This is a genomic window from Streptomyces sp. B15 (assembly GCF_018070605.1).
Lineage (GTDB): Bacteria > Actinomycetota > Actinomycetes > Streptomycetales > Streptomycetaceae > Streptomyces > Streptomyces smyrnaeus.
Map to the genome: position 1 here is coordinate 1 of NZ_JAGPXJ010000108.1, position 20149 is coordinate 20149.

Genomic DNA, 20149 nt, shown 5'->3' on the forward strand with positions numbered 1-20149 from the left:
CGCGCGGTGTGCCCGTGACCGCCCCCAAGACGCTGACCGGACGGCTCTACGGCGGGGGAGCGGCACTGGACGCGGCCACCGCGCTGCTCGCACTGCGCGACCAGACCGTCCCGCACACCGCGGGCCCGGCCGCGGCAGCCCCCGGATACGAGATCGACCTGGTGCTCGGCGAGCCCCGCCCGACCGAGCTGCGTACCGCGCTGGTCGTCGCCCGCGGCCACGGCGGCTTCAACGCCGCACTCGTGCTGGGACACGCGCAGCGAAACCGCGACAAGTGAGGAGGGACCGCCATGGCGGGCCACACCGACAACAGCATCGTCATCGACGCGCCGCTGGAACTGGTCTGGGAGATGACCAATGATCTCGACTCCTGGCCCCGGCTGTTCAGCGAGTACGCGTCCGTCGAGGTGCTGGAGGACAAGGACGGGGACAGCGGCCGGGAGATCCTCTTCCGGCTCACCATGCACCCCGACGAGGACGGCAACGCCTGGAGCTGGGTCTCCAAGCGGATCCCCGACCCGAAGACCCGCCAGGTGCGGGCCCACCGCGTGGAGACGGGGCCCTTCGAGTACATGAACATCTACTGGGAGTACCTGCCCGAGGGCGACGGCACCAAGATGCGCTGGGTCCAGGACTTCCATATGAAGGAGGCCGCCCCCGTCACCGACGAGGGCATGACCGAGCACCTCAACCGCAACACCGCCATCCAGATGAAGCTCATCAAGGAGAAGGTCGAGGCGGCAGCGAAGGCAGCGGCGGGGCGGCAGTGATCGCGTATCTCGCCCCGCTCGTCGTCCTGTTCAACGGGCTGGCCGCCGGGGTGCTGTTCGGCACCCAGCTCGGCGGCTGGCCGCTGCTGGCGGCGCTGCCCGCCGACCGGTATGTGCACGCGCACGCGTTCTTCGCCACCCGCTACGACCCGGCCATGCCGATCTGTCTGCTCGGCACCCTGGCGGGAGACATCTGGCTGGCGGCCGTCAGCCCGCACCCGGGGGCCCGCGGCCTGTTCGTCGCGGGCGCCGTACTGGCGGCGGTCACCGTCGTCATCTCGCTCACCAAGAACGTCCCGGTCAACAAGTGGGTGCGCACCCTCGACCCGGACCATCTGCCGGCCGACTTCGCCGACCGCGATCCGCGCCGGCACTGGGGTGCCTGGAACCAGCGCCGCAGCGCGCTGACCGTTCTCGCCCTGGTCGCCAACTGCGCGGCGCTCACGCTGCTGCTGTGACCTACGAACCGCTTAAGGAGACACTCATGGATCTCGGCCTCAAGGGCAGGAAAGCCCTGGTCACCGGCGGCACCAGGGGAGTGGGGCGGGGCATCGTGCTCGCCCTGGCCGAGGCCGGCGCCGACGTGCTGACCTGCTACCAGACAGAGAGCGAGGCCGTCGCCTCCCTCCAGGCGGCGCTCAAGGAGACCGACGGCGACCACCATGTGGTGCGCGCCGACGTCTCCGACCCCGACAGCGTCGGCGCCCTGATCGCCGAGGCCCGCACCCGCTGGGGCCACCTCGACCTGGTCGTCAACAACGCGGGCGCCATCAGCCACATCCCCTACGCCGAGCTGCCGCTGGAGGAGTGGCGGCGCATCGTCGATGTCAACCTCACCGGTGTCCACCTGGTCATCCAGGCGGCGCTGCCGCTGCTGGGCGAGGGCTCGTCGGTCGTCAGCATCGGCTCCAAGGCCGTGGAGGCGGGCATCCCGCTGCGCTCCCACTACACCGCCACCAAGGCCGCGCTGGTGGGGCTGAACCGCTCGCTGGCCAAGGAGTTCGGCAGCCAGGGCATCCGCTTCAACATCGTCGCGCTCGGTGTCATCGAGACGGAGAACCTGCACAAGATGCCCGAGGACCAGCAGAAACTCATGATCGAGCGGTACAGCGCCAAGACCGCGCTGGCCCGGCTCGGCACCCCCGAAGAGGTCGCCGGTGCCGTCCTGTGGCTGGCCAGCGACCTGTCCCGCTATGTCACCGGCGCCACCATCGGCGTGGACGGAGGAATCTCCTGATGGCCACCGAAGCACAGCGAGAGGGACAGTTCCGGGTGCTGCTGCGGATGCAGATCAACCCGGGCATGGAAGCCGACTTCGAGAAGGTGTGGCGCGGCAGCACCGAGGCGGTCACCGGCCACCCCGCCTGCCTGGGCCAGTGGCTGTCCAAGTCGGCCGACGAGGAGTCCACCTACTACATCGTCAGCGACTGGGTGGACGAGCCCGGTTTCCGCGAGTTCGAGACCAGCGACGCGCACCTGGCCCACCGCGAGCGGCTGCACCCCTACCGCTCGCAGGGCTCCTTCAACACGATGACGGTCGTCGCACACGTACCCGGCAAGGCGGACACGGATGCCCGCTGAGGTCCGTGTACTGGTGTACCAGGCGGCGTACGACGACGAGCAGCTGGCCGCGGTACGCGACGCGTACCACCTGGTCAGCAAGCGGATGGCGCAGGTGCCCGGCATGCTCGGCAACGAGCTGCTGCGCTCGCCCGCCGACCCGACCGCGCTCGTCGTCGTCAGCCGCTGGTCGGACATGGCGGCCTTCCGCGCATGGGAGGAGGGCGCCACCCACAAGGACGACACGGCCCCGCTGCGCCCGTACCGGGACACGCGGCCGACGGTGCCGTTCGGCATCTACGAGGTGGACGCGGAGTACAGATGACGACTTCCCTCAGGCCGCCGGGCCACGCACCGGCCCAGGAACAACCCTCCTGGGTCTCGTGCACCAACTGCCGCTCCCTGGTCTACGGCAAGCGGTACCAGCGGCTGCTGCACGTGTGCCCCGAGTGCGGGGCACACGCCCGCCTGGACGCACCCGCGCGCATAGCGCAACTCTTCGACGAGGGCAGCGTCCAGTACCTCGACATACCCGAGACCCAGCACAACCCCCTCGACTTCGTGGACCAGCGCCCCTATGCCGAGCGGCTTCAGCAGGCCCGCCACCGCACGGATCAGCACGACGCCGTGCTGGCCGTGCGCGGACGCATCGAGGGACAGCATCTGACGGCCGCCGTCATGGACTTCCGCTTCTTCGGCGGCAGCCTCGGTGTCGCGGCGGGCGAGGCGATCACCACCGCCGCCGAGAACGCGCTCCGGGACCGCACCCCGCTGCTGCTGGTCACCGCTTCCGGCGGCGCCCGCATGCAGGAGGGCGCGCTCTCGCTGATGCAGATGGCCAAGACCAGCAACGCGCTGGCCGAACTGGACGAGGCCGGGCTGCTGACGGTCACCCTGGTCACCGACCCGACCTACGGCGGGGTCGCCGCATCCTTCGCCACGCTCTCCGACGTGGTGGTCGCCGAACCGGGCGCCAGGATGGGCTTCGCCGGGCCGCGCGTCATCGAACAGACCATCCGCCAGCAGCTGCCCGACGGCTTCCAGACCGCCGAGTTCCTGCGCGACCACGGCCTCGTGGACGATGTGTGGGAGCGCGGCGAACTGCGCGCCCGGCTCGCCCGGCTGCTGGCCGTGTCCACCGGCCCGGCGGCGGAGTGGGGGAGCGGCGAGGTGGATCCCGTCGTCCGCGACAGCCAGCTGCTGGATCAGCTGCCCGCCTGGGACTGCGTACAGCTCGCCCGCGAGGCCGGCCGGCCCACCGCCCTGGAGCACATCGGGTACTGGCTGGACGGCTTCGTCGAACTGCACGGCGACCGGGCCGGCGAGGAGTGCCCCGCGATCGTCGGCGGGATCGGCCGCCTGGAGGAGTTGCCGGTCATGGTCATCGGGCATCAGAAGGGCCACACCACCACCGAACTGGTGGGCCGCAACTTCGGGATGCCCACACCCGCCGGCTACCGCAAGGCGGCACGGCTGATGCGGCTGGCGGCCAAGCTGCGGATTCCCGTCGTCACCCTCATCGACACCCCGGGCGCCTACCCGGGGCTGACCGCCGAGGAGAAGGGCCAGTCCGTCGCCATCGCCGAGAACCTGCGGCTGATGGGTTCGCTGCCGGTGCCGGTCGTCGCCGTGGTGACCGGCGAGGGCGGCAGCGGCGGCGCTCTCGCGCTGGGCGTCGCCGACCGCGTGCTGATCTGCGCGAACGCGACCTACTCGGTGATCAGCCCGGAGGGCTGCGCGGCCATCTTGTGGAAGAACGCCGCGGAGGCGGCTGTCGCCGCCGACGAGTTGGCACTTGATGCGGCGTCCTTGCTGAGGCTCGGCGTGGTGGACGGGGTCGTTCCCGAACCTGAGGGCGGCGGGCATGTGGATACGGCTGCTTTGAGCGACGCCGTGCGGAGGGCTGTTGTGTGCGCCTTGCGCGAGTTGCGCTCCGCGCCGGGGGAGGAGTCGGTGGTCGCACGGAGGCGGCGCTTCCGGGCCTTCGGACTCGTGGAGGGCCCGTGATGTCCGGCGAGGGGGTTCCCCTGTCCGTTTGCTGCGGGCCGTCTGTCTTCCCCCAGCCTTCGGCCGGGAGGTGCCCCCAGCCTTCGGCCGGGAGGTGCCCCCAGGCTGCGCGCGCAGTTTCCCGCGCCCCCCTGAAGGCGCCCCCGGGGCGCAGGGCCGGCAAGTGCAACCCCCCATGCCGGGTACGCATTCGATCGAGAGGCACTCATGAGTGAGCTCACCCGAACACAGGGCTCCGACGACACCTTCGCGGGGCTGGACTACGACAACAGCGGGCTGGCGCTCGCGGACATCTGCCGGAGCATCGCGGAAGTGGTCCGGGTGGGGCCGGACAAGCCCCGCAGGGTCCGCATCGCGCTCGGCGCGGCCAGCATCGAGGTCGAATGGGAGGGCGACCGAGGGCCGGCCGCCCTGGTCGGCCCGGCCCCCCAGGAGGGAACCGGCGCCGCGGGGGGCGCCGGAGAGCAGATCCTGGAGGGGCACCGCGAGTGTGCCCCTCTCGTCGGTACCTTCTACGCCGCTCCCGCCCCCGGCGCGCCGCCCTTCGTACAGCCGGGCGACCATGTGGAGAAGGGGCAGCAGCTCGGCATCATCGAGGCGATGAAGCTGATGAACCCGCTGGAGGCCACCCGGCCCGGGCGGGTCGTGGAGGTGCTGGTCGCAGACGGCGAGCCGGTCGAGTACGGCGAGCCGCTGGTGCTCCTCGACCCCGACCCGGCCGCGGACGGTACGGACGAGGGGGCCTGACCGTGGGATTCGGCACCGTCCTGGTGGCCAACCGGGGTGAGATCGCGATACGTGTCATGCGGACCTGCCGCGAGCTGGGTATCCGCACCGTTGCCGTGCATTCGACGGCGGACCAGGACAGCAGCCATGTGCGCGCTGCGGACGCCGCGGTGCAGATCGGCCCCGGGGCGCCCCGCAAGTCGTACCTCTCGGCGCCCGCCGTGATCGAGGCGGCGCTGCGCACCGGGGCCGACGCCGTGCACCCCGGCTACGGATTCCTCTCCGAGGACCCCGACTTCGCCGAGATCTGCGCGGAGAACGGCCTCACCTTCATCGGCCCGCGCCCCGAGGTGCTGGCCAAGCTGGGGGACAAGGCCGTGGCCAGGGCGCTGATGACGGACGCGGGGCTGCCGGTACTGCCCGGCAGCCCCGGCACCGTCGACAGCGCCGCCGAGGCGTCCGACCTGGCGTCCCGGATCGGCTACCCGCTGATCATCAAGGCGGCGGCGGGCGGCGGCGGCCGTGGGATGACCGTCGTACGGCACGCCGCCGACCTGCTGCCCGCCTATCGGCAGACCCGCGCGACCGCGCAGGCCGTCTTCGGGGACAACCGCGTCTACATGGAGCGGTACTGCGACAGCGCCCGGCACATCGAGGTCCAGGTGCTCGCCGACGGGCACGGCACCGTGCTGCACCTGGGCGAGCGGGACTGCTCCGTGCAGCGCCGGCACCAAAAGCTCGTCGAGGAGAGCCCCGGGCCCGGGCTGCACCCGCAGCTGCGCTCGGCCATGGCCCGCGCGGCGGTGCGCGGGGCCCGCGCCATCGGCTACACGGGCGCGGGCACCTTCGAGTTCCTGGTGCACGACGAGGGCTTCTCCTTCATGGAGATGAACTGCCGCATCCAGGTCGAGCATCCGGTCACCGAGGCGGTGTACGGGGTCGACCTGGTCCGCGAGCAGATCCGGGTCGCCTCGGGCGAGACGCTGCGGATGACCCAGGAGGACCTGGTGCCCCGCGGTGTGGCCGTCGAGTGCCGGGTCAACGCCGAGGACCCGGCGCGGGACTTCGCGCCGGCACCCGGCACGCTGGAGGAGTTCGTACCGCCCGGTGGGCCGTTCGTCCGTGTGGACACCCACGGCCGGGCCGGGTGGAAGGTGCCGCCGCAGTACGACTCGCTGCTGGCGAAGGTCGTCTGCTGGGCGCCCGAGCGCGACGAGGCCCTGGACAGGATGGACCGGGCGCTGGCCGAGTTCCGCATCGCCGGACCGGGAGTGCACACCACCATCCCGCTGCTGCGCGAGATCGTCGCCGACCCGGTCTTCCGCGCGGGCCGGCACATCACCTCCTTCCTCGACACCCGCGACTGACGGCGTCCCCCGCACGACTCGGCCCCGGCCCTGATCCCAGGGCCGGGGCCGAGTCGTGCGGGGGAGCGGCGCTCAGCTCTTGGCCTCCTGCGCCTCGTTCTCCTCGCCCCAGCTCTCGTAGCCGCGCACCTCGCGCGGCATCGTCTGGGCGAGCAGCGCGACGACGGCCAGGCCGCCGACCGTGAACCATACGAAGCGCCCGAAGGTGTCGGTGAACATCTCGGCGCGGCTGGCGTCGACCGCCTTGTCCACGGCCTGCCGCACCTCGGGATCGCTGCCGGCCTTCTCGAACACCGGGCCGCAGCCGGCCGGTTGCTTGTCCGGGTTCTCCTCCTTCGCGTAGTCGAGGAAACAGGGACGCAGCTGCGCCGTCAGCTCCCGCGCCTCGGCGGCCGGCGTGCCGGCGGCGATCAGCTGGGTGCGCAGCTGCTTCTCGTGCCCGTCGTAGGCGTCCGGGGCGGCGTCGGCCAGCGGCGTGAACAGCAGCACGCCCAGCAGCGCGGCACCGGTCGCGTTGCCGAGCTGTACGGCGGCGCTCAGCGAACCGGAGGCGGCCCCGGCGTCCCGGCCCGCCACATGGGCGCCCGCGACGGTGAAGGCCGGGCCGATGACGCCGCCCATGCCGATGCCCGCCAGGAACAGGCCGGGCGCCAGCTCCCACCAGCTCGCGCCCGGCTCCAGGGCCAGCGCGAACCACAGCATGCCCGCGGCCATCACCAGCGCGCCCGCGGTGAGCAGATGCCGCCCCAGCTTTGCGACCAGCCCGTCGGCGGCACCGGAGGTGAGGCCCGCGCCGATCGCCCACGGCAGGAACAGCAGACCGGTGCGCATGGCGCTGTAGCCGAGGCCGATCTGCAGGGTGAGCGAGATCGCCAGGAAGAAGCCGATCATCGTCGCGTCGAAGACGAACAGCACGACGGTGCCCGCGCTGAACCCGGGCTGTCCGAACAGCCGCAGCGGCACCAGCGGGGAGTCGTCGCGTCGCTCCTTGGCCCGGGCGTGCAGCGCGTAGCCGACCATCACGAGCGGCGCCGCGACCAGCGCGACGACCATCCAGGCGGGCCAGCCGCTGGTACGCCCCTGCACCAGCGGATACAGCAGGAGCAGCAGGCTGACACTGACCAGGACGACGCCGAGGACGTCCATCCGCAGCGGGAAGTCCGACTTGGTCTCCGGCACCAGTAGCCAGGCGGCGAACAGCGCGGCCACCCCGATGGGCACATTGACGAGGAAGACCGCGCGCCAGCCCAGCCCCAGCACGTCGTAGGCGACGAACACGCCGCCCAGCACCGGCCCGGCCACCGCGGCCAGCCCGGTCACGGCGCCATAGGCGCCGCTGGCGCCGCCGCGCTCGTTCCCCGGGAAGATCGCGTAGACCGTCGCCATGATCTGCGGCACCATCAGCGCCGAGGCGATGCCCTGCACCGCGCGCGCCGCCACCAGCACCTCGACGTCGGGTGCGATACCGCACAGCAGCGAGGAGAGCGTGAACAGTCCGATGCCCAGCAGGAAGATCCGCTTGCGGCCGTAACCGTCGCCCAGGCGGCCACCGGTGATCAGCCCCAGACCGAAGGCCAGGGTGTAGGCGGTCACCACCCACTGGGAGGCCGCGTAGCCGGCGTCCAGGTCACTGCGGATGTCGGGTAAGGCGATGTTGACGATCGTGACGTCCAGCAGGTCCATGAAGGCCGCGGCGAGCAGCACCCCGAGCGCCAGCCAGCGCTTGGGGTACGGCCCGGCCGCCGGGGTCACCGAGTTGTCCGCTGTGGTGGTCATGTCTCCAACTCCGCACTGTCGGTGCTATGAGGTTGTGGGCGGTCGGGATTGCCGGGCGGGTCATGGGCGGGCCGTCACCAGGCGACCGGCAGCTCGTCCAGACCGCGGATCAGCGACCCCGTACGCCAGGTGAGGTCCTCCTCGGGCACCGCCAGCCGCAGGCCGGGGAAGCGGTCGAGGAGCGTGCCGAGCGCGATGTGCAGCTCCATCCTGGCGAGTTGGGCGCCCAGGCAGAAGTGGGCGCCGTGCCCCATCGCCAGGTGGTGGTTGGGCTCCCGGTGGAAGTCCAGCTCGTCGGGGTGGTCGAAGGCGGCCGGGTCACGGTTGGCGGCTCCCAGGTCCACGATCACCGCCTCGCCCGCGGCCACCGGCACCCCGTGCAGCACCGTGTCCTCGGTGACCAGACTCGCGAACGCCGAGCCGGCCCCGGTGGGCACGTACCGCAGCAGCTCCTCGACGGCCCTGGGCCACAACTCGGGGTGTTCGCGCAGCTCCTGCGCGCGTGCGGGGTTGCCCAGCAGCACATAGGTGAAGTTGGTGATCTGGTTCAGCGTGGTCTCGTGGCCGCCGATCAGCAGTGCGACGCCAAGCCACACCAGTTCCTGCTCGCTCAGCTTGTCGTCGTCGTCCCGCGCGGTCACCAGGGCACCGAGCAGATCGTCGGTCGGGTCGGCGCGGCGCTCGGCGACCAACTGGGCGAAGTAGCCGAAGAAGTTGCCCATCGCGGCCTTGACCTCGTCCGAGTCGAAGGCCGTGGTGCCCATGATCCCCTCGGTGAAGGCGCGGAAGTGTTTCTCGTCCTCCACGGGCACGCCCATCACCTCGCAGATCACCCGCACCGGCAGCGGCACGGCCAGCTGCCGCACCAGGTCGGCGGGAGCGCCGTGCGCCACCATGTCGTCCAGCAGCTCGTCGACGGCCTTCTGGATGCGGGACCGCATGGCCTCCACCCGGCGGGCCGTGAACGCCTTGCTGACCAGGCGACGCAGCCGGGAGTGCTCCGGCGGGTCGAGTGTCATGATCGTTCCGGCGGGCGGGGGTTCGGGCAGCAGCCGGGGTATCGCCGGGTTCTCCGCCGCGGCGGCCCGGCTGACGGCGGGGGAGGACATCACCTCGCGCACCGCCTCGTAGCCGGTCGCCAGCCACGCTGTGCCGCCGTGCGGCATCGTCACCCGGGTGAGCGGGGACTCGGCGAGCAGCCGGGCGTAGCCCGGGTGCAGGTCGAGTCGGGTGGGCTCGCCCAACGGGTAGGCGAGCGGCGGCTGTTCCCGCCGAGCTGCGGGCGGCTGCGGACCTGTCGTGGTCACACCTGGCTCCCTTCGAAGGCTCTTCTCTCGTGCGGAGGTCGCAGCGATGTGACCGGTCGCACCGGCCAGCGTCCCAGCCGCGCCTCGAGTCCGGCTCGAGCGCGGCAGGACCGGGTCATGCGCCGCTCCACCCGAAGTCGTGGTTGCTGTGTGTGGTGATCTGCACGTAGTTGCCCTCGGGGTCGGTCACATAGGCGTGCCGGTCCCCCCAGGGCTGGTCGCGCGGCTCCAGTACGACCGGGGCGCCGGCCTCCCGGAGCGCGCCGACCGTCTTGTCGACGTCCTCGACGATGACCGTGATGTCGAACCGGTGGCTGCCGGACGTTCCGATGCCGGACAGCCCCGTCGAGCCGCGGACGGCTGCCGCGTCGGCCAGCGTGAGGTGGAAGGCGCTCCACTTGAGGGTGATGAACACCGGCTCCTCCTTGGTGGGGAACCGGTACGTCTCCACGAAGCCGATGGTCCGGTAGAAGGCCGCCATCGCCTCGATGTCGTCGGTGAACAGGGTGGGCTGGCCGGCCCGGATGTCGTCGGCGTCGGCCGCTGTCTCGTCCCCTGGCACGGTGGATACCTCCTGCGGGTGTGGTGTGGGCCGGTGCGTGGCGGGCCGCGCCCGCCGACGACTCCGCCGGACCCTCCGCGGTGCGGTCGGCCATGACGGCGCGGGTCCGGCGGGATCGTCGGGAGCTGCGACAACCGCGTCGGGTCGTCAGTTGTTCGGCGGCGGGGGCTGGACCTCGGGGGTGCGCTCACCGATGTTGAAGAGGGTGCCCAGCGGGTCCTTGAAGTCCGCCGACAGCCCCCAGTGCTCCTCGGTGATGTCGTTCGCGATCTCGACCCCGCGCGACCGCAGCTCGGCTACCGTCTTGTGGATGTCGTCGCAGTAGAACGCCGTGTGCGAGCGTTGCCCCGCCGTGCTGGGCATGCCTTCGGGGCGCTGCGCCAGGATGAGGATGGCCCGCTTGTCGGGGGTCACCACCTCGACCCATCCCGCACCCGGGCATTCCTCGGAGTCCAGGTGGAGCCCGAAGCCCATGGTTCCGGTCCAGAACTCCTTGGCCTTCTGCTGGTCGTCCACGAAGATGAAGATCTTGTTCACGCCGTTGATCACTGGGAGTACCTCCGCAGGGTCGGGATGCGCTGTCGCCCCCAGGAGTAGCCAGCGGCCCTCGAAGATGTCTGGGGACGCGGTCGCGAGGCCCGCCGACGGGCACGTCACCAGCCGATGAGGGCGTCCCGCCGCAGGAAGACCCCCGACGGGCCGTCGTCGGGCAGCGTGGCGGCGCGGACGATGTGCTCGGCGGCCTGCTGCGGCGACTGCTCGGCGTCGGGCCGCATCCGGGAGCGGACCAGCCCGGGGTTGATCGCGTTCACCAGCACGCCGGTGCCCTCGGTCTCCCGGGCGAGCAGCACCGTCAGCGCGTTGAGGGAGGCCTTGGAGACGGAGTACGCGGGGCACGCGCCCGGCAGCCCGAGGGCGAACGAGGCGGTACCGCTGGAGATGTTGAGGACCCGCCCCCAGGCCCCGCGCACCATGTCCGGGACGAACGTCTGCGCCATCCGCCACGCGCCCAGCAGGTTGACCTCCAGCGTGCGGTCGACCAGCGCCAGGTCGACACCGGTGGGCTGCTCGCCCCAGTCGAGCTGCACTCCGGCGTTGTTGACCAGGATGTCGACGGCGCCCACCGCCGCGCGCAGCTCTGCCACCGCGTCCGGATCGGTGACGTCCACGGTGGCGCCCCTCGCCCCGCCCCCCAGCCGCTCGGCGGCGGTCCGGGCCTCGGCGCCGTTCCGCGCCGCGACGATCACCCGGTGCCCGCGGGCGTGCAGCAGTGTCGCGACGGCGTACCCGATGCCGCGGTTGCCGCCGGTGACCAGAGCAGTCCTGCAGACCTCCGCCATGGGATCGCCCTCTCGCCTGTCGTCGGGAGCGGCAGCATGCCGCGCCCTGGTGGAGCCGCGCTCGACCGGACGGGTGTCAAGTTCACGGATAACAGCGGAGGTTGAGCGGCGTTGGGCATGATGGACCGATGACCAGACCGCCGCACAGCGCGACCCCCGACCCCTCCGGCGCCGATCCGTCCGGCTCCGGTGAGCACACCGGAGAGCAGGACGGGCCGCCCGTCCGTACCCGCCGGAGGGTCGTCCGGCGTCGCATCCTGATCACCGCGGGTTCGCTGCTGGGCCTGGGCGCGCTGACCGGAGGCGCGTACGGCGTCAACTACGCGTTGGTCTACCGCGACCGGAAGCTGTCCAACGTCGGCGAGCTGGACTTCCGCAACCCGGTGGCCGTACCGCGGCTGCTGGAGCCCGAGAAGGACAAGCGCGGCAGGCGCCACTTCAATCTGAAGGCACGCACCGGCACCAGCAGCCTCGTACCCGGCAAGAAGACACCCACCTGGGGCATCAACGGGCCGTTCCTCGGCCCGACCCTGCGTGCCCGGCGCGGCGACACCGTCTCCGTCACCTTCAGCAACGGGCTGCCCGAGACCACGACGCTGCACTGGCACGGCATGCATCTGCCCGCGGAGTTCGACGGCGGGCCGCACCAGGCCGTCGCACCGGGCGAGGTGTGGCGGCCCAGCTGGCGCCTCGACCAGCCCGCGGCGACCCTGTGGTACCACCCCCACCCGCACGGCAAGACCGCCGACCACGTCACACGCGGCATCGCGGGGCTGTTCCTGATCGAGGACGAGCACTCCCAAGGCTCCGGCCTGCCGCACACCTACGGCGTGGACGACGTACCGCTGATCCTCCAGGACCGCGCCTTCCAGGACGACGGCTCGCTGTCGCTGCGCGGCGTCTCCTTCCTGGAGGAGCTGGCCGGCGCCGGCTCCCTGGGCGTCCTCGGCGACAACATCTTCGTCAACGGCACCGCCAACCCCCATCTGAAGGTCACCACCCGGCTGGTGCGGCTGCGCGTGCTGAACGGGTCCAACGCGCGCGTCTACAACCTCGGCCTCACCGACGGCCGCGCCTTCCACCTGGTGGCCCAGGAGAGCGGCCTGCTGCCGGCCCCCTTACGGCTGCGCCGGCTGCAGCTGGCACCCGCCGAGCGCGCCGAGATCGTGGTGCCCTTCGAACCGGGTGAGAAGACGGTGCTGCGCAGCTACCCGCCGGATCTCGGTGTGGGCTTCCCCAACGGGCGGCTGGACGGCGGCGAGGACACCTTCGACCTGCTCCAGTTCCGCGCCGCCGAGAAGCTGCGCGGCTCCGGTGAGCTGCCCACCGAGCTGCCCGGGGCCCCCGAGCCGGTGAAGACGTCCGACTCCGCGCGCATCCGGAAGTTCGAACTGTCCGGCATCCAGATCAACGGTCGGTCGATGGACATGAACCGCATCGACCAGGTCGCGCCCGCCCGCGCCGTCGAACTGTGGGACGTCCAGGGCATCGACGGCGTGCCGCACTCCTTCCATGTGCACGGCACCAGCTTCAGCGTCGTCTCCTACGACGGAGGATCCGTGCCCGAACGGTTGCGCGGCCTCAAGGACACCGTCTATCTGCGCCCGCAGGAGACGGTACGGCTGGCCGTGCCGATCCCCGAGTACGTCGACCCGGCCACGCCCTACATGTTCCACTGCCACATGCTCAAGCACGAGGACCAGGGAATGATGGGCCAGTTCACCGTCGTCAAGCCCGGAACCGAGCGCTCGGCTCCGCGCCGGGTGCCGGGCGGCCACCACTAGCGCTTTTCCGGTGAGGGAGGGGTGCCCCTGGCTGTTGGTTGCGGACCGCGGCTGTGTTCGTGGCCGGTCGCGCCCACGCGGCGGGGCCGCACATCAATGCGGCCCCGCGCCCCTGACGGGGCGCACCGGCGTTCGAGCGGTCCGCAAGTGCTCTTTCCTACGCTCCGCGCACGTGGCAGAGGCACTGCCCGATCGTGACGAGAGGCGAGGACTCGCATGGGTAACCCACAAGCGCCAGGGCCGAAGGGGCAGCGCAGGGCGCTGCTCATCGGCTGCGGGATCGCCGGCCCGGTGCTGGCTCTCTTCCTCCAGCGGATCGGTGTCGAGGCCGTCATCCACGAGGCGAGCGAGGAACCACGCGACGACGTCGGCGCCTTCCTCAACCTCGCCCCCAACGGTCTCGCGGTGCTGGAGACCCTCGGCATCAGGGACAACGTGGAGCGGTACGGATCGCCGACGACCAGCACCGCCTTCCTCAACCACCGCGGCAAGCAGCTCGGCGAGAACCCGGCAGAGACGCTGCTGCTCAAACGCGGCCTGCTGAACAAGGGGCTGCGCGAGGCCGCCGTCGAGCGGGGCATCACCGTCGAGTTCGGGAAGTTCTTCGAGAGCGTGACCGAGACCGAGGACGGCGTGACCGTGCGCTTCCGCGACGGCTCCACCGCCGAGGGCGACTTCATGGTCGGCTGCGACGGCATCCACTCCAAGTCGCGGTACTCGGTGCTGCCGAACGCCCCCAGGCCGACGTACACCGGTGTCATCGGCACCGCCGGCTACACCCGCTCCCGGTACGGGGCGCCCGAGGACGGCACGATGCGGATGTCCTTCTGCCTCGACGGCTTCTTCGGCCACCAGACCACGCCCGGCGGGGAGATCTACTGGTTCGAGAACTACCACCAGTCCCGCGAGCCCGCCCGGGGCGAGATCGAGGCCGTCACCCACGAGGAGTGGCAGCGGCGGCTGCTGGCCAAGCACCGCAAGGACCACTACCCGGTGCCGCAGCTGATCGAGGACACCCCGGCCGGCATCATCGGCTACCCCATCTACGACATGCCGTCCCTGCCCACCTGGTACAAGGGGCGGGTCTGTCTGGTGGGGGACGCGGCGCACGCCACCTCGCCGCACGTCGGGCAGGGCGCCTCCATGGCGATGGAGGACGCGATCGTGCTCGCCAAGTGCCTGCGGGACCTGGACGCCCCGGAACGGGCCTTCGCCGCCTACCAGAACATCCGCAAAGGCCGCGTCGAGAAGATCATCAAGGAGGGGCGCAAGACCGGCAACCAGAAGGCCGCCGCCAACGGCTTCCAACGTGCCGTGCGCGACCTGGTGCTGCCCTTCTTCCTCAAGCTCGGCGTCAAGGCCACCGAGCCGGTCTACTCCTACCGCGTCCCATGGGACGAGCCGGTGACACCCGCCCGCGTCTGAGCACCACCGCCACCGCCCACCACCGAGGGGCGCGCCCGCTCAAGGGCGCGCCCCTCGCGTGTGCCGCGCTGTGCCGGCGGTTCCGCTTCGAGGACGTCTCCACCGCCCCTCCGGCAGCCCGGAGCACCGTGCCGGTCAGGGTCCGAGCCTTCGGCACCGACCTGTCCTGGACCCCGGAGAGATGGAGAAGTTCATGCGTGGTTCCACCCAGATCCTTGTCATCGGGGGCGGGCCCGCCGGGTCAACGGCGGCCGGACTGCTGGCGAAGCAGGGCTTCGAGGTCACCCTGCTGGAGCGCGACCGGTTCCCCCGCTACCACATCGGCGAGTCGATCCTCCCCTCGTGCCGGCCGATCCTGGAACTGCTCGGCGTCTGGGACAAGGTGGAGTCCCACGGCTTCCAGCCCAAGGGCGGCGCCTACTTCTTCTGGGGCCCGGAGGAGTGGGAGGTCAAGTTCGACAACCTGGGTGACGACGGCACCAACGCCTGGCAGGTCATCCGCTCCGAGTTCGACGAGCTGCTGCTGCGGCACGCCGAGTCGCTGGGCGTCGAGGTCGTGGAGAACATCACCGTCAAGGAGCTGGAGTTCGACGGGGAGCGTCCCGTCGCCGCCCAGTGGGCCGGCACCAAGGACCCGGCCGAGAGCGGGCGCATCACCTTCGACTACGTCATCGACGCCTCCGGGCGCGGCGGCGTCCTGGCGGCCCGGCATGTGAAGAACCGCCAGTACCACGAGATCTTCCGCAATGTGGCGGCCTGGACGTACTGGAAGAACGTCAAGCCGCTCGACCGCGGCCCCGAGGGCGCCATCGCCGTCTGCTCGGCGCCCGACGGCTGGTTCTGGGTGATCCCGCTGCACGACGGCACCACCAGCATCGGCCTGGTCACCGGGCGGGACATCTTCAACGAGAAGCGCAACGACCTGGGCGGCATCCAGGAGGTCTACGACCAGGCGCTGACCGAGTGCCCCTCCGTCACCGGGCTGCTGGGCGGCGCCGAGCAGGTGAGCGGCATGAAGGTCGAGCAGGACTACTCCTACACCGCGGAGAACTTCGGCCGCCCCGGCTATCTGATGTGCGGCGACGCCGCCTGCTTCCTCGACCCGCTGCTGTCCACCGGCGTCCACCTGGCCACCTACAGCGCCATGCTGGCCAGCGCCGCCCTCGGCAGCGTCATCCGCGGCGAGGTCGAGGAAGAGGAGGCCTGGCACTTCTTCAACACCGTCTACCGGCACGCCTACGAGCGGCTGCTGGTGCTGGTCTCGGTCTTCTACGAGAGCTATCGCGGCAAGGAGCACCACTTCTACAACGCGCAGAAGCTCACCTCCGCGCAGCGCGAGAACCTCAACCTCCAGGATGCCTTCGACCGCATCATCACCGGCATCGCCGACATGGAGGACGCCCAGGACGTGTACGCGAGCGTGCACGCCCACCTCAACGGCGCCGAGAGCGGCGACCCCAACCCGCTCGCCAACCTCAACAAGGTCCACGAGCAGAAGCAGGCCCCGATGAGCGCGCAGAACGCCGTCGGCGGGCTGTACCTCTCCTTCCGCCCGCATCTGCACCTGGCCAGGACCGAGGGTGCGGCGCCCGCCGCCGACGAGGGAGGACCCGCGGCATGACAGCCGAACACACCGCCGAGGCCGGGGGCCCCACCCCCCGCGAGCAGAGCGCCTCCGCCTCGCTGCGCCCCTGGCCCAACTGGTTCCGCACCCTGTTCATGAGCGATCTGTGGGAGCGCTTCGGCTTCTTCGGTATGCAGGCGATCCTCGTCCTGTTCGCCGTGGCGCCCCGCGACGAGGGCGGGCTCGGGCTCGCCAAGGCGGACGCCGCCGCGCTGTTCGGCGCCTGGATCGGGCTGGCCTTCATGCTGTGCCTGCCCGGCGGCTGGATCGCCGACCGGGTCCTGGGCCCCCGCCGTACCCTGCTGCTGGGTGCCGCCATCACCACCGCGGGCCACTTCGCGCTGGCCACGCCGCTGCTGTGGCTCACTCCGATCGCGCTCGTCCTGCTCGCCGTCGGCATGGGCCTGTACAAGCCCAACCACCAGGCGCTGCTCAACATGATGTTCAAGGACAACGGACGCCGCGAGGCCGGCATCTCGCTGATCTACGTGGGCATCCAGGTCAGCGCGCTCACCTCGCCGCTGATCGCCGGGTTCCTCGGCGAACGCGTCGACTGGCGGCTCGGCTTCGGCGTCTCGGGCACCGCCATGCTCATCGGCACCATCCAGGTCGCCCTGGCCCGGCCGCAGTTCCAGGGTGTGGGCGACAAGCCCGGCAGGCCGCTGGACGCCGGGACGGCACGCCGCGTCAAACGGCGGGCCGGCACCGTCGCGGGCGTGCTCGCGCTGCTGCTGGGCGGCATGGCGGCAGGCGGCGGGCTGACGCCGGGCAGCGGTATCGCGCTGGTCGGCATGGCCTCGATCATCGCGCCCGTCGTCGCCTACACCGTTCTCTACCGCAGCCGCGAGCTGCGGGCCGGCGACCGCAGACGGCTGCGCTCGTTCCTGTGGATCTTCCTGGGCTCGACCCTGTTCTGGTCGCTGATCGCCCAGGACGGCTCGTCCCTGACCCTGTTCGCCAAGCACTCCACCGACCGCGACGTGCTCGGCTTCGAAGTCCCGGTCAGCTGGCTGCAGTCGGCGACCCCGCTGTTCATCCTGGTACTGGCGCCCGTCTTCGCCTGGCTGCTGCTCAAGCACGGCGGTGGACGCGCGGGCGTGCCGGCCAAGTTCTCCGCCGGGCTGCTGCTGACCGGCGTCAGCTTCCTGATCATGGCGGTCGCCGCCGCGCTGGCCTCGGGCGACAACAAGGTCTCCCCGCTGTGGCTGCTGGTGGTCTATCTGATGCACGCCTGCGGTGAACTCATCGTCGCAGCCGTGGGCATCGCCGCCGTCGCCGATGTGCTGCCGCGCCGCTTCATCGCGCACATGCTCGGACTGCTGTGGCTGTTCGCCGCCCTCGGCGGCGGCGCGGGCAGCGGCCTCGTCCGGCTGATCGACGTCATCCCAGAGGCGCTGTACTACCTGCTGCTCGCCGTCCTGGCGCTGGCCGTCGGCGGCACGCTCGCGCTCCGGCGGCACGCCGTGGCGCGCGGGCTGGCCCCCGAACAGGACGCCGGCGAAGCGGCCGAGGAGGCTCCGCCCGAGGATGCCGCGCCCGCGACCGTCAAGGAAGGCGACCCCGCATGACCATCCTCTCCCCGGTACCGGAACCCACCGCCCCCGACTCCACGCAGACCTCCGCCCTCGCCCAGCTGGGGCTCGGCTTCGCCGCCTCCAAACTGCTGCTGAGCGCACTGGAACTGGGAGTGTTCACAGCGCTGGCCGAGACCGCCGACGGCACCGCGGAGGCCGAGGAGCTGCGCGCCGCGCTCGGACTGCACCCGCGCGCCGCCGCCGACTTCTTCGACGCGCTGACCGCCGTCGGACTGCTGGAGCGCCGGTACGGCCGCTACCGCAACACCGAGGCGGCCCAGCGGCAGCTGGTCCGCGGCCCCGACTACCAGGGCGGCTTCCTGGAGGGCGCGGGTTTCGTGCTCTATCCGGCGTGGGGCCGGCTCACCGAGGCGCTGCGCACCGGAAAGCCACAGGCCGAGGGCGACTTCGAGGCCATGCTCAGCGATCCGCACGCGCGCCGGATGTTCCTGGCCATGCAGGACTCGCTCAGCCAGCCGCTGATCGGACAGCTGCTGGACGCGCTCGACTGGTCCGGGTACACCACCCTCACCGATGTGGGCGGAGCCCGCGGCAACCTCGCCGCGCGTGTCGTCCGCGCCCGCCCCGGGCTGAGCGCGACCGTCTTCGACCGGCCGCAGAACGCCGAACCCTGCGCCGAGCACGCCGGCGACCTGGGGGTTGCCGACCGGGTCGGCTTCACCGGCGGCGACTTCTTCACCGACCCGCTGCCGCCCGCCGATGTCGTCGTCATCGGGCATGTGCTCGCCGACTTCTCCCGCGACGAGCGCCGCACACTGATCGAGAAGGCGTACACGGCCGTCCACGACGGCGGCGCGCTGCTCGTCTACGACCCCATGAACGGCGACAAGCCCGAACTGGCCTCGCTGATCGCCAGCCTCCACATGCTCGTCATGACCCCGGCGGGCGCCGGATACCACCCGGACCACTGCGCCGGCTGGATGGAGCAGGCCGGATTCACCGAGGTGACCAGCCGGCCGCTGCCGCTGGGCAACACCCTGCTGACCGCCCGCAAACCGGCGGCCTGACGCCCGCGCCCCCACCCGTAAGGAGACCGACTGTGGAGATCGGAGTGGGCCTGCCCACCACCGTGCCCGACATCGACGGGCGACGGCTCGTCCAGTGGGCGGTCCGAGCCGAGGAGCACGGCTTCTCAACGCTGGGCGTGCTCGACCGGCTCGTCTACGACAGCTACGAACCCCTCACCGCGCTCACCGCCGCCGCGGCCGTCACCGAACGGATCCGGCTGGCCACCAGCATCCTGCTGGCCGCCTACCGCCCCGGCACCCCGCTGCTGGCCAAGCAACTCGCCACCTTGCACGAGATCTCCGGCGGCCGGCTGGTGGTCGGCGCGGCCGCGGGCGGCAGGGAGGACGACTTCCAGGCGACGGGCGCGCCCTACCGCGACCGGGGCCGTCGCCTGGACGCCATCCTGACGGAACTGCGCGCCATCTGGGACGGCAAGGAAACGGCCACCGGCATCGAGGGCATCGGCCCCCGCCCCGCCGCCCCGGGCCCCGAACTGATCGTCGGGGGCCACACCCCGGCGGCCATGCGGCGTGCCGCCCGCCACGCGGGCGGCTGGATCGCGGGCGGCAGCTCCGCCACCGCGTACGCGGACCTGGCACAGCAGGCCCGCGCCGCCTGGCGTGCCGAGGGCCGCACCGACTCCCCACGCCTTGTCGCCCTGGTCTACGCGTGCCTCGGCCCGGACGCCCGCGAGAGAGCCGAGCGCTATCTGCGCGCCTACTACGCCTTCATCGGCCCCAAGGCCGAAATGGCCGCCAAGGCCGTCCTCACCGACGCGGGCTCGCTCCGTGAGACGGCCGCCGCCTACGCGGAAGCCGGCTGCGACGAACTGCTCGTCTTCCCCTGCACCGCCACACCGAGCCAGCTCGACCTGCTGGCCGAGGCCACCTTGGGCTGAACCCGCGCCGAGGGCGCGCCCCCACATCGGCCGCAGCGGCATGGCCCCGGAGGGCTCAGTGGAGGGCGACGCCCTTGGTTTCGGGGGCCCAGGTCAGCGACACGCCGAGCGTGTCCACGCCCGGCGGCCGCACCCCGGCTCGCTGCACTGCGCCGCCGAGATGCGCCGCATCCTGTGGGACGACGGTGAACCGGGGCCGGGCAGCCGCATCCAGGACCCCTTCGGGCCGCGCGCCTTCCCGCAGGTCCAAGGCCCGGCGCTGGACGCCGTCGACGCGCTCGAAGAGATCCTGACCACCGACCTCAACGCCGCGGCCGAGAACCCGCTCATCGACGTCGACACCGAGAACGCCTATCACCACGGCCACTTCTCCACCGCCTACCTGGCGCTCTCCCTCGAC

20 protein-coding genes and 1 pseudogene are annotated in these 20149 nt (G+C 71.6%); 16 read left to right on the forward strand and 5 right to left on the reverse strand.

All coding sequences use genetic code 11. The annotated features are described in order from the left end of the window. The 9 genes and pseudogenes from KBY19_RS31560 to accC all read left to right on the forward strand — a co-directional run. Window positions 1-278, forward strand: a pseudogene (locus tag KBY19_RS31560) (ketosynthase chain-length factor); the annotation flags it as partial. Window positions 279-290: 12 nt separating this feature from the next. Next, a complete protein-coding gene (locus tag KBY19_RS31565; RefSeq protein WP_099879631.1) occupies window positions 291-770 on the forward strand; it encodes an SRPBCC family protein in 480 nt (159 codons plus the stop codon). Continuing rightward, window positions 767-1228 (forward strand): DUF1772 domain-containing protein, encoded by a 462-nt coding sequence (locus KBY19_RS31570; protein WP_099879629.1) that lies wholly within the window; start codon window positions 767-769, stop codon window positions 1226-1228. Before KBY19_RS31565 ends, KBY19_RS31570 begins: the two co-directional genes overlap by 4 nt. A gap of 26 nt (window positions 1229-1254) precedes the next feature. Next, a complete protein-coding gene (locus KBY19_RS31575; RefSeq protein ID WP_099879627.1) occupies window positions 1255-2007 on the forward strand; it encodes an SDR family NAD(P)-dependent oxidoreductase in 753 nt (250 codons plus the stop codon). Next, window positions 2007-2351, forward strand: coding sequence for an antibiotic biosynthesis monooxygenase (locus KBY19_RS31580; RefSeq protein ID WP_185016559.1), 345 nt, complete (start codon window positions 2007-2009; stop codon window positions 2349-2351). Before KBY19_RS31575 ends, KBY19_RS31580 begins: the two co-directional genes overlap by 1 nt. Further along, the gene (locus KBY19_RS31585) at window positions 2341-2655 is read left to right on the forward strand and encodes an antibiotic biosynthesis monooxygenase (RefSeq protein WP_099879622.1); all 315 of its coding nucleotides are present in this window, start codon (window positions 2341-2343) and stop codon (window positions 2653-2655) included. The genes KBY19_RS31580 and KBY19_RS31585 overlap by 11 nt, the downstream gene beginning before the upstream one ends. Next, window positions 2652-4337, forward strand: coding sequence for an acetyl-CoA carboxylase carboxyl transferase subunit alpha (gene accA / locus KBY19_RS31590; RefSeq protein WP_210967209.1), 1686 nt, complete (start codon window positions 2652-2654; stop codon window positions 4335-4337). The genes KBY19_RS31585 and accA overlap by 4 nt, the downstream gene beginning before the upstream one ends. Before the next feature lie 207 nt (window positions 4338-4544). Then, window positions 4545-5084 (forward strand): acetyl-CoA carboxylase biotin carboxyl carrier protein subunit, encoded by a 540-nt coding sequence (locus KBY19_RS31595; RefSeq protein WP_099879618.1) that lies wholly within the window; start codon window positions 4545-4547, stop codon window positions 5082-5084. Window positions 5085-5086: 2 nt separating this feature from the next. Beyond that, on the forward strand, window positions 5087-6430 hold the full coding sequence (accC, locus tag KBY19_RS31600) for an acetyl-CoA carboxylase biotin carboxylase subunit (protein ID WP_307843674.1): 1344 nt from the start codon (window positions 5087-5089) through the stop codon (window positions 6428-6430). Between the two features lie 72 nt (window positions 6431-6502). On the opposite strand, the gene KBY19_RS31605 is transcribed toward accC, so the two are convergent. The 5 genes from KBY19_RS31605 to KBY19_RS31625 form a co-directional block, all read right to left on the reverse strand. After that, on the reverse strand, window positions 6503-8206 hold the full coding sequence (locus KBY19_RS31605; RefSeq protein ID WP_210956096.1) for an MFS transporter: 1704 nt from the start codon (window positions 8204-8206) through the stop codon (window positions 6503-6505). Window positions 8207-8280: 74 nt separating this feature from the next. After that, complete coding sequence (locus tag KBY19_RS31610; protein ID WP_307843675.1) at window positions 8281-9513, reverse strand: cytochrome P450; 1233 nt, start codon at window positions 9511-9513, stop codon at window positions 8281-8283. Window positions 9514-9628: 115 nt separating this feature from the next. Then, complete coding sequence (locus KBY19_RS31615; RefSeq protein ID WP_099879614.1) at window positions 9629-10075, reverse strand: VOC family protein; 447 nt, start codon at window positions 10073-10075, stop codon at window positions 9629-9631. A gap of 147 nt (window positions 10076-10222) precedes the next feature. Then, the gene (locus KBY19_RS31620; RefSeq protein ID WP_180289600.1) at window positions 10223-10624 is read right to left on the reverse strand and encodes a VOC family protein; all 402 of its coding nucleotides are present in this window, start codon (window positions 10622-10624) and stop codon (window positions 10223-10225) included. A gap of 104 nt (window positions 10625-10728) precedes the next feature. Continuing rightward, window positions 10729-11415, reverse strand: a complete 687-nt coding sequence (locus KBY19_RS31625; protein ID WP_210967210.1) for an SDR family NAD(P)-dependent oxidoreductase — start codon at window positions 11413-11415, stop codon at window positions 10729-10731. Between the two features lie 128 nt (window positions 11416-11543). Here KBY19_RS31625 and KBY19_RS31630 point away from each other — a divergent pair, with 128 nt between their 5' ends. From KBY19_RS31630 to KBY19_RS31660, 7 genes are all read left to right on the forward strand, one after another. Continuing rightward, window positions 11544-13199 carry a multicopper oxidase family protein gene (locus KBY19_RS31630; protein WP_210967211.1) on the forward strand — a complete coding sequence of 552 codons (1656 nt, stop codon included), beginning with the start codon at window positions 11544-11546 and terminating at the stop codon, window positions 13197-13199. A gap of 216 nt (window positions 13200-13415) precedes the next feature. Further along, window positions 13416-14624, forward strand: coding sequence for an NAD(P)/FAD-dependent oxidoreductase (locus KBY19_RS31635; protein WP_099879610.1), 1209 nt, complete (start codon window positions 13416-13418; stop codon window positions 14622-14624). A gap of 193 nt (window positions 14625-14817) precedes the next feature. Then, the gene (locus KBY19_RS31640; RefSeq protein WP_099886398.1) at window positions 14818-16245 is read left to right on the forward strand and encodes an NAD(P)/FAD-dependent oxidoreductase; all 1428 of its coding nucleotides are present in this window, start codon (window positions 14818-14820) and stop codon (window positions 16243-16245) included. After that, entirely contained in the window at window positions 16242-17816 is a 1575-nt protein-coding gene (locus tag KBY19_RS31645) for a peptide MFS transporter (RefSeq protein ID WP_210956098.1), read from the forward strand. The genes KBY19_RS31640 and KBY19_RS31645 overlap by 4 nt, the downstream gene beginning before the upstream one ends. Then, window positions 17813-18850: a methyltransferase gene (locus KBY19_RS31650; protein ID WP_099879606.1), complete on the forward strand. Its 1038-nt coding sequence runs from the start codon at window positions 17813-17815 to the stop codon at window positions 18848-18850. Before KBY19_RS31645 ends, KBY19_RS31650 begins: the two co-directional genes overlap by 4 nt. Before the next feature lie 32 nt (window positions 18851-18882). Then, entirely contained in the window at window positions 18883-19749 is an 867-nt protein-coding gene (locus KBY19_RS31655) for an LLM class flavin-dependent oxidoreductase (protein WP_185016551.1), read from the forward strand. Between the two features lie 58 nt (window positions 19750-19807). Then, window positions 19808-20149 (forward strand): aromatic amino acid lyase (locus KBY19_RS31660; protein ID WP_307843676.1); only part of this gene is annotated, 342 nt, incomplete at its 3' end.

Coding starts and splice junctions, on each gene's coding strand:
- KBY19_RS31565 (WP_099879631.1), top strand. CDS start 291: ATGGCGGGCCACACCGACAACAGCATCGTCATCGACGCGCCGCTGGAA.
- KBY19_RS31575 (WP_099879627.1), top strand. CDS start 1,255: ATGGATCTCGGCCTCAAGGGCAGGAAAGCCCTGGTCACCGGCGGCACC.
- KBY19_RS31580 (WP_185016559.1), top strand. CDS start 2,007: ATGGCCACCGAAGCACAGCGAGAGGGACAGTTCCGGGTGCTGCTGCGG.
- KBY19_RS31585 (WP_099879622.1), top strand. CDS start 2,341: ATGCCCGCTGAGGTCCGTGTACTGGTGTACCAGGCGGCGTACGACGAC.
- accA (WP_210967209.1), top strand. CDS start 2,652: ATGACGACTTCCCTCAGGCCGCCGGGCCACGCACCGGCCCAGGAACAA.
- KBY19_RS31595 (WP_099879618.1), top strand. CDS start 4,545: ATGAGTGAGCTCACCCGAACACAGGGCTCCGACGACACCTTCGCGGGG.
- KBY19_RS31605 (WP_210956096.1), bottom strand. CDS start 8,206: ATGACCACCACAGCGGACAACTCGGTGACCCCGGCGGCCGGGCCGTAC.
- KBY19_RS31625 (WP_210967210.1), bottom strand. CDS start 11,415: ATGGCGGAGGTCTGCAGGACTGCTCTGGTCACCGGCGGCAACCGCGGC.
- KBY19_RS31630 (WP_210967211.1), top strand. CDS start 11,544: ATGACCAGACCGCCGCACAGCGCGACCCCCGACCCCTCCGGCGCCGAT.
- KBY19_RS31635 (WP_099879610.1), top strand. CDS start 13,416: ATGGGTAACCCACAAGCGCCAGGGCCGAAGGGGCAGCGCAGGGCGCTG.
- KBY19_RS31640 (WP_099886398.1), top strand. CDS start 14,818: ATGCGTGGTTCCACCCAGATCCTTGTCATCGGGGGCGGGCCCGCCGGG.
- KBY19_RS31645 (WP_210956098.1), top strand. CDS start 16,242: ATGACAGCCGAACACACCGCCGAGGCCGGGGGCCCCACCCCCCGCGAG.
- KBY19_RS31650 (WP_099879606.1), top strand. CDS start 17,813: ATGACCATCCTCTCCCCGGTACCGGAACCCACCGCCCCCGACTCCACG.